This is a genomic window from Agreia sp. (assembly GCF_964263775.1).
GTDB lineage: Bacteria > Actinomycetota > Actinomycetes > Actinomycetales > Microbacteriaceae > Agreia.
Genome location: NZ_CAXVWM010000171.1, coordinates 1 through 7,990 on the forward strand (window position 1 = coordinate 1; position 7,990 = coordinate 7,990).

Consider the following 7,990-nt stretch of genomic DNA (forward strand, 5'->3'; position numbering starts at 1 on the left):
CCGCCGCCCGCTGGGTCGCCTCAATCAGTGCGGCCTGGGCCGCATCCGCCGCGGCCTGCGCCGACGCGGCCGCAGCCTTCGCCTCTGCGAGTGCGGCAGCAGCATCCAACACGGAACCGTCGTCGTTCGTCATGGACAAACTCTACCGATGCGGCCCGCGCACCGATGGCCGAATCGAGTTGCCCGAATCGGCCGCCTCGACGCCAAATGACACGGCAGATTGAGGCAAGTGGCTGGCCCTGTGGACAACTTCCGCGGGCATTCCCCGATGATCGGCATAGTGAGCGAGTGAGCCCGATCCCTCCCAGACGCATCGTCTTTCCGGCACGCGCGTTCACCGTCGCCGAAGCGCGGGCGAACGGTGTCAGCGCAAAACGCTTGAGAGCCCGTGACCTGACGACGCCATTCGATGGCATTCGCCTCGGCGCTGGCTGGGATGCTGGCCTCCCCGCCGCGACGGTCTTCGAAGAGCGCTGCCGCGCGCTGGCCCAGACACTCCTGCCCGAGGCCGCGTTCAGTCACCTCACCGCGGCGACGTTGCATCGGCTGCCCCTGCCACCGGGTCTCCAGAACTCCCCATTGCACGTGAGTGTGCCTCGCGGCCGGCGGGCTCCGCACCGGCGCGGGGTGCTCGGGCATCAGACCACCTTGTTGCCGGGCGATGCCGACGCCCGCTTCGGTTTCGGTGTGACGACGCCGGAACGCACATGGTGCGACCTCGGCGCAATCCTCTCCTTGGCACCGCTGGTCGCGGTCGGCGATCGGCTCATTCACCGTTCCTTGCCCAGAACCGACCTCGATCGGCTCGCCCTCGCCATCGGTAGATACGGCGGAGCGCGGGGCGCGCGGCTCCTACGGCAGGCGCTGCCATTGCTCGACGACGGCAGCGAGTCGCCGATGGAATCGTGGCAGCGAGTGATCATCGTTCTTGCCGGACTGCCCACGCCCGTCACCAACTACGAGGTCTTCGACGACCACGGCGTCTTCGTCGCCCGCGTCGATCTCGCCTATCCCGAGTTGAAGATCTCGATGGACTACGAGGGTGACCACCACCGAACCGACCAGAAGCAGTGGCGTCGCGATATCGCCCGCTTCAGAAGGCTGAAGACCATCGGATGGGACGCGAAACGCTACACCGCGGATGATCTCGAGGCTCCCGCGGGGTTCATCGCCGAACTCGTGACGGCGATCACGGCCCGCTCGTAGCCGAGTTGCCCGAATGCGCCCCGTCGGCGGCGATCGAGGGGGCTGATTCGGGCAACTGGATGACGCGCGGCCGGGCCGTGCGGGCTAGCGACGCAGCAGCAACGGGCGGCGGGTCGCCCAGGCCGCGACGAGCTCCGACCGCACGGTCACTCCCGTTCCCAGACCTGTGGGAACCCGCAGGCGCCCGTCGACCAGCTCGAACGGTTCGGTGAGGTCGTCGGCGTAGTAGCGTCGCGACGCCGAGGTGTCGCCCGGCAGGGTGAATCCGGGAAGCGCCGCGAGGGCCACGTTCGCCGCCCTGCCGAGGCCCGTCTCGAGCATGCCGCCGCACCACGCGGGCACGTCGCGCGCCACGCACACGTCGTGGATGCGCACGGACTCGAGGTAGCCCCCGACCCGGCCCGGCTTGACGTTGACGACGGATGTCGCATCCCGGTCGATTGCATCGCCCGCGACGGCGGCCGACGTGATCGACTCGTCGAGGCACACGGGAGTGTCGATGGCGGCGGCGAGGATGGCGTGCCCCGTGATGTCTTCTTCGACGAACGGCTGCTCGATGAGCAGCAGCCCGAACGCGTCGAGCTGGCGCAGGTGGTCGATGTCGCCCCGTGTGTAGGCCGTGTTCGCGTCGACCTGCAGCAGCGCGTCGGCACCGAGCAGTTCGCGCACGGCGGCGACGGGTTCGAGATCCCAGCCCGGCTTGATCTTCAGCTTGATGCGCCGATAGCCCTCCGACACGTAGCCCGAGACCTCCTCCAACAGCTCGTCGATCGACGGCGCGATGCCCACCGAGACGCCGCAGTCGACCTCGTCGCGCACGGCGCCGAGGTAACGCGCGAATGAGACGCCGGATGCGCGCAGCTGGGCATCCAGAACGGCCGCCTCGACGGCGGCCTTCGCCATGCGATGCCCGACCACGAAGCGCAGCTGCGCATCCAGTGTCTCGGCCGTGACGTCGGCCGCGGCCAAGAGCGCGGGCGCGAGGTAGTGCTCGATGATGTGCTCGCAGCCGGTGACGTACTCGCTCGAGTACACGGGGTCGGCGCCCGCCACGCATTCGCCCCAGCCTTCGACGCCGTCGCAGGCCACGACATGCACGAGCAGAACGTCGCGCTCGACCTGGGTGCCGAAGCTGGTCTCGAACGGCCTGACCAGGGGCATCGCGAGGCGGTGCAGGCTGATGCTGTCGATCTTCATAAGACGAGCCCGTTCACGAGACCAGCGCAACGAGCCGGTCTTCGAGCCCCCAGGCCTGACCGTAGCCGCCCTCCGCTTCGGGCGCCCTCATCAGGTCGAGGAACGCGCGGGCATTGAACGCTTCAGGGCCGAGCACGCCGACGCCCGACCAGGCGCCGGTGCTGAGCAGTTCGAGCGCGATCACGGGGTTCAGCGCGGTCTGCCAGACCACGCACTGGGCGTCGTACTCGCGCATCGTGTACTCGTTGTCGCTCACGTGATAGAGGTAGACCTCGCGCGGGCGACCGTCGACGCCTGTGCCTGTGACCCACAGGCCCGCGCAGGTCTTGCCCGACATGCGCGGCCCGAGGGTTGCCGGATCGGGCAGGCCGGCCGCGACCACGTCGCGTGGCGCCACCTCGACGGGGCCGTCGGCCGAGCGCACACGAACGGGCACGGTGGAGTCGAGCCCGAGCTGGTGCAGCGTCTTGAGGATGCCGATGAACTCGTTGCCGAGTCCGTACTTGAAGGTGACGCGCTTGGCATCGACCCAGCGCGGCATCAGCAGCACCTCTTCGTGTTCGACGTTCACGCACTCGACGTCTCCGATGCCCTCGGGAAAGGTGAAGACCTCGGGCTCCGAGAAGGGAGGTGTGGTGAACCAGCCGCGGTCCTTCTCCCATACGACGGGCGGGTTGAGGCACTCCTCGATCGTCGTCCAGATCGAGAAGCTCGGCGCGAAGATCTCGTTGCCCGCTTCGTCGCGCACCACGAGGTTGGCGCCGTCGCGGGTGCCGAGTTCGTCGATCTCCGAGAACAGGTGGTCGGCCGCGTACCGCGCGAACACGTCGCTGAGTCCGGGCTCGACGCCCATGCCGACGAGCGCGAGTCGGCCCGCGGTCTCCCAGTCGGCGGCCTGGGCGAACTGATCGTCGCCGAGCTTCACCCCGGTCTCGGAATGCGGGTCGGTGGGGTGCGGCTCCGACAGGCTCATGGCCATATCGAGGTAGTCGGCGCCCGCGGCGAGCGCGCCCGCGAAGATCGTGGGCACGAACTTGGGCTCGACCGCGTTCATCACGTGGCTGACCGCGTGTCGCCGGGCGACGTCGGCGACGCTGTCGGGGTCGGATGCGTCGATCGCGTCGACCGCGAATCGGCCGGCCACCTGACTGCCGTGCTTCGCGGCGATCCAGTCGACGGTGCGTTGCGCACGGGTGATGTCGTAGTCGGTCACCACGATCTGCTCGAAGAACGATCGCCGCGCTGCGATCTTGGCTAGGGCATCGCCGACGCCTCCGGCACCGACCAGGAGAATCCTCATGGGTGAACGCTACCGCAGGGCCACGGAGCCCAGCCCTCTCACCCGCGCACGAAAACGAAGAGGTGTGGGCTCTCGTTCTCGCGATACAGCTTGTTCGCGATCGGAGCCCACACGATGACGGCGACTCCTGCGCCCAGCAGCAGTCCTCCGAACGTGTCGCTCAGCCAGTGGGCGCCGAGGTAGGTGCGGCTCAAGAGCATCAGGATCACGTAGACGATGCCGACGATCCACACCCAGCTGCGGCGCAGGATGATCGCGAGCACGACCGCCATGGTCGTCGCGTTGGCCACATGGCCCGACGGGAACGACCCGAAGTCCGCGTGCACCAGGATCTCCTCCGGTCGTGCCCTGCCGAAGATGCCCTTCAACAGCTGCACGAGTGCGGCCGACAGAATCGTGGCGACGGCGAAGTACACGGCGGCCCAGAACCGCCGGAACAGGCACAGCGCGGCGATGACGCCGATGGGCACGATGAACACGCCGATCAGCCCGCCCCCGAGGTAGTTCATCGCAAGCGACGGAACCTCCCAGAACGGATTGCGGTGCTCGATGATCTCGTCCATCCACTCGGTGTCGAACCCGAGCGGATTGCCGGCGCCGCGCAGCATCACAAGCGTGCCGATCAGCACCGCGACCACGAGAACGGCGAGCGCACTGACCAGAGGCCAGAAGCGCTGCACCCTGCGCGTCTTCTGATCGACGCTCGGCTCGACGCCGGGCTGTGTCTTCGGGCCGCTTTCGTCGCGTGTCATCCCCCGACCGTACCGGTGCCTCCGAACTCGCACGCGGGGCTTGCGGATGCGCCGGGCGAACCGACGAGTCAGTGCCCCAGCGCTGGCACCGTCAGTGCCCCGGCGCCGGAAGCGTCAGTGCCCCAGCGCCGGCACCGTCGAGGGTCGCACGATCAGCCACAGCGAGAGCACGGCGACGGCTGCGGTGGCCGTCATGACCGCGCCCATCGGAACGGCACTGGTGATGCCGAGAAAACCGACGATCGGCGAGATGGCGCCGGCCAGGCCGAAGTTGACGGCGCCGAGGAGTGACGCGGCGGTTCCCGCCTCGCGACCGTGCCGGTCGAGCGCGAGCACCTGCACGCAGGGGAATCCGAAGCCGCACGACGCGATGAACAACCAGAGCGGGATGAGGATGCCGACCAGGCCCGCACCCGCCGAGTCGAGCACCACGATCGCGATCGCGCACCCCAGCATGACCAGCGTCGTTACCGCCAGGATCCACTGGGGGGCGATGCGCTTCATGAGCCGCGCCGACACCTGGACGCCGGTTGCGATGCCGATCGAGTTGATGGCGAAGAGCAGGCCGTACTGCTGCGGATCGAGTTCGTAGACGAGCTGGAACAGGAACGACGACGCCGAGAGGGAGGTGAAGAGCCCGGCGAACGTCATGCCGCCGATCAGGGCGACGCCGAGGAAGATGCGATCGGTGAGCACGGACCTGTAGCGCTGGGCCAGGGTGGAGCGCCCTGCGTCGTGCGGGCGCTCCTTCGGCACGGTCTCGACGATCCAGAGCCACACCGCGACGACGAGCACTCCGTAGAGGGCGAGCGCCCAGAAGATGCCGCGCCAGTCTGTGAAGCGCAGCATCTGCGATCCGATGAGCGGGGCGAGCAGGGGCGCGAGCGTGGTGACCAGCGCGAGGCGCGACAGCATGCGCACCAGCGGACGGCCACCGAACAGGTCGCGCACCATCGCCATCGCGACGACACCGCTGGCTGCGGCACCTGCACCTTGCAGCACACGGAAGACTCCGAGCGATACGATCTCGGGCGCCATCGCGGCGCCGACGCAGGCCAGGATATGCAGGAGCGTGGCGAGGATGAGCGGCAGCCGCCGCCCGACCTTGTCGCTCCACGGGCCGACGATCACCTGACCGAGTGCGAATCCGATCGTGGTACCTGTGAGCGTGAGCTGAATCGCGCCCGCCGACACGCCCAGGTCTTCTTCGAGGATGGGAAACGCCGGCAGGTAGAGGTCGATCGTGAGCGGCCCGAGCGCAGTGAGCCCGCCGAGCAGCAGCACATAGACGAGCCGTTGGCGCCGGGAAAGCGCGTCGCCAGGATGGACGACGGTGATGGAGTCAGTTGTCACGGGATTCCTTGCGCATTTCGTGTCGGCAGACGCGTAAAGATCAACACTACCGAATCGATTCGACTACGGGTCCCGCGCGTACTCGAATCGGTTCGCTGAAGGTCAGTTCTGCGCCGGCACACCCGCCGCCAAGAGCGCTCCGGCCCGCATCGCGACGTCGAGCGGATGCGTGAGGGACCGTTCCCGGGACCCGGCCAGGTCGGTCAGCGACACGGCCGCGGCGAATTCGCCGCTCGGCGCCGCGATGCGCCCTGCCACGAGCATCGGCAGGGTCGAGGATACGCGGGCGGCGGCGACCACGCGCGAGACGACCTTGCCGTCGGCCGACTGCTCGTCGAAGCTGCCCTCTCCCGTGACGACCGCGTCCGCCGAGGCGATCGCCGCGTCGAGTTCGGAGAGTCGGGCGATCTCGTCTGACCCCGAGACGAGCACCGCTCCCCAGGCCAGGAGCCCGAAACCGACCCCACCCGCGGCGCCCGCGCCCGGCTCGTCGACGGACACTGCGGGGATCGCCGCCGCGAAACGGGCGAGGCCGCGCTCGAGCTCGTCGACGGCCTCGGGCGCGGCCGCACCCTTTTGCGCACCGAATACCCGGGCCGAGCCGCGCGCCCCCAACAGCGGATTCGTGACATCGCAGAGCACGGCGACACCGCCGGGCGGCATCGGCCTCAGGCCACCGAGGTCGACGCTGTCAAGGTCGTGCAGACCGCGGTTGCCGTCGACGATCGGCGACCCCTCCGCATCCAGAAGCAGCGCCCCGAGCTCGGTGAGCACGCCCGCTCCTCCGTCTGTCGACGCACTCCCGCCGATGGCGAGCACGAGGTCCGGCACTCCGTAGTCGAGAGCCGCCAGAATGGCCTGGCCGAATCCACGCGTGTGCGCATCCGCCGGCCGAAGGGAATCGACGAGCGTGAGTCCGCTGGTACTGGCGAGCTCGACGATGCCGCTGCCGTCGGGCAGCAGCAGCCACTCGGCGTCGACGGCGCCGGCGCCGGCAACATGGACAGCGGCGTCGCCCGAGGCCGCGTCGGGGCCCATCACACGAACCGGCATTCGTCGCGAGTCGGGCAGGGCAGCGGCAAACGCGTCGATCGTGCCCTCTCCGCCGTCTGCAAGCGGAAGCAGCACGAGCTCGTCGTCGGGCCGCACGCTCGCCCACCCCGCGGCGAGCGCCCGGGCCACGTCACTGGCAGACGCGGTGCCCTTGAACGAGTCGGGGGCGAAGACGACGCGGCTCACCCGGCGAGCACCCCGGCCGGGTCGGCGAGCATAGGCCCGAACGCGAGTTCTGCGGCGCCGACCATGAGCAGTCGGCTGCGCAGCTGGGCGCGCTCCACCGTGACCTGTTCGCCGAGCGTGCCGAACGACGCGCTCCGGATGCCCTCCCGCAGCCGCGAAGGATTGGCGGCGAAGAGCGAGCCGAGGAATCCGCCGAGGATGATCGACGACGGGTTGAAGATGGCTACGAAGTTGCCGAGCGCCGTGCTGAGAACGTCGAGTTGCCGATCGAGTTCGGCGCGCACAGTGTCGTCGGTGGTTTCGCCGAGCATCAGATCGAACTCGTCGCCGTCGACGGGGCCCGCGCCGAGCACGTCGAGGAGGCGAGACAAGCTGACCTCAGTTTCGAGGCATCCGGTCTTGCCGCAGAAGCAGGCGACGCCGACGCTGTTGACGTGTGTGTGGCCGAGTTCGCCGGCGTAGCCGCGCGCCCCCTGCAGCGTGCGGCCCGCGACGAGCACGCTGCCGCCGATGCCCGACGTCGATCCGTTGAGATAGACGATGTCGTCAACACCACGGCCCGCGCCGAACAGGCTCTCGGCGAGCAGGCCGAGCTGGGCGTCGTTGGCCGCGAGCGCGGGGATGCCGAGTTCGTCGGCGATGGGCGCGGCGAGGGGTTGGTCGTTCCAGAGCAGATGCGGCGCGAGGGTGACGACTCCGTCGGAGGTGCGCACCAGACCGGGCACCGCGAGACCGATGCCGACGATTCGCTGGCCGGAGTCGAGGCCGGCGCGCAGCGCATCCACCTCACGCCGCACGATCTCGATCGTCTCGGCGATGCTTGGCGCAGCAGCCGTCTCGTGCCGCACACGCGAATGCACGTGGCCGCCGAGGCCCACCAGCCCGATGGTCACGGCGTCGAGGTCGGGGTTCACCGCTACGGCGAGCATGCGATCGGTGAGAT

The 7,990-nt window shown here is 69.0% G+C and carries 7 protein-coding genes; 1 reads left to right on the forward strand and 6 read right to left on the reverse strand.

Annotation, left to right across the window (positions count from 1 at the left end; translation table 11 throughout):
* Nucleotides 1-288: 288 nt before the first annotated feature.
* A complete protein-coding gene (locus ACE5CZ_RS12355) occupies nucleotides 289-1,206 on the forward strand; it encodes a hypothetical protein (protein WP_374947631.1) in 918 nt (305 codons plus the stop codon).
* Between the two features lie 84 nt (nucleotides 1,207-1,290).
* Here ACE5CZ_RS12355 and menC read toward each other — a convergent pair whose 3' ends face one another.
* The 6 genes from menC to ACE5CZ_RS12385 all read right to left on the reverse strand — a co-directional run.
* Nucleotides 1,291-2,403, reverse strand: coding sequence for an o-succinylbenzoate synthase (menC, locus tag ACE5CZ_RS12360; protein WP_374947632.1), 1,113 nt, complete (start codon nucleotides 2,401-2,403; stop codon nucleotides 1,291-1,293).
* Between the two features lie 13 nt (nucleotides 2,404-2,416).
* Nucleotides 2,417-3,703 (reverse strand): saccharopine dehydrogenase C-terminal domain-containing protein, encoded by a 1,287-nt coding sequence (locus ACE5CZ_RS12365; RefSeq protein ID WP_374947633.1) that lies wholly within the window; start codon nucleotides 3,701-3,703, stop codon nucleotides 2,417-2,419.
* A 38-nt stretch (nucleotides 3,704-3,741) separates the two neighbouring features.
* Nucleotides 3,742-4,455 (reverse strand): phosphatase PAP2 family protein, encoded by a 714-nt coding sequence (locus tag ACE5CZ_RS12370; RefSeq protein WP_374947634.1) that lies wholly within the window; start codon nucleotides 4,453-4,455, stop codon nucleotides 3,742-3,744.
* 114 nt (nucleotides 4,456-4,569) lie between these two features.
* Nucleotides 4,570-5,808 carry a multidrug effflux MFS transporter gene (locus ACE5CZ_RS12375; RefSeq protein WP_374947635.1) on the reverse strand — a complete coding sequence of 413 codons (1,239 nt, stop codon included), beginning with the start codon at nucleotides 5,806-5,808 and terminating at the stop codon, nucleotides 4,570-4,572.
* A gap of 102 nt (nucleotides 5,809-5,910) precedes the next feature.
* Nucleotides 5,911-7,047, reverse strand: a complete 1,137-nt coding sequence (locus ACE5CZ_RS12380) for a glycerate kinase (RefSeq protein ID WP_374947636.1) — start codon at nucleotides 7,045-7,047, stop codon at nucleotides 5,911-5,913.
* The coding region (locus ACE5CZ_RS12385) for an ROK family protein (protein ID WP_374947637.1) at nucleotides 7,044-7,990 on the reverse strand (947 nt) is incomplete at its 5' end. The genes ACE5CZ_RS12380 and ACE5CZ_RS12385, both read right to left, overlap by 4 nt.

Excerpts from the sequence above, each read along its gene's own strand:
- menC (WP_374947632.1), bottom strand. The coding sequence starts at position 2,403 with ATGAAGATCGACAGCATCAGCCTGCACCGCCTCGCGATGCCCCTGGTC.
- ACE5CZ_RS12365 (WP_374947633.1), bottom strand. The coding sequence starts at position 3,703 with ATGAGGATTCTCCTGGTCGGTGCCGGAGGCGTCGGCGATGCCCTAGCC.
- ACE5CZ_RS12370 (WP_374947634.1), bottom strand. The coding sequence starts at position 4,455 with ATGACACGCGACGAAAGCGGCCCGAAGACACAGCCCGGCGTCGAGCCG.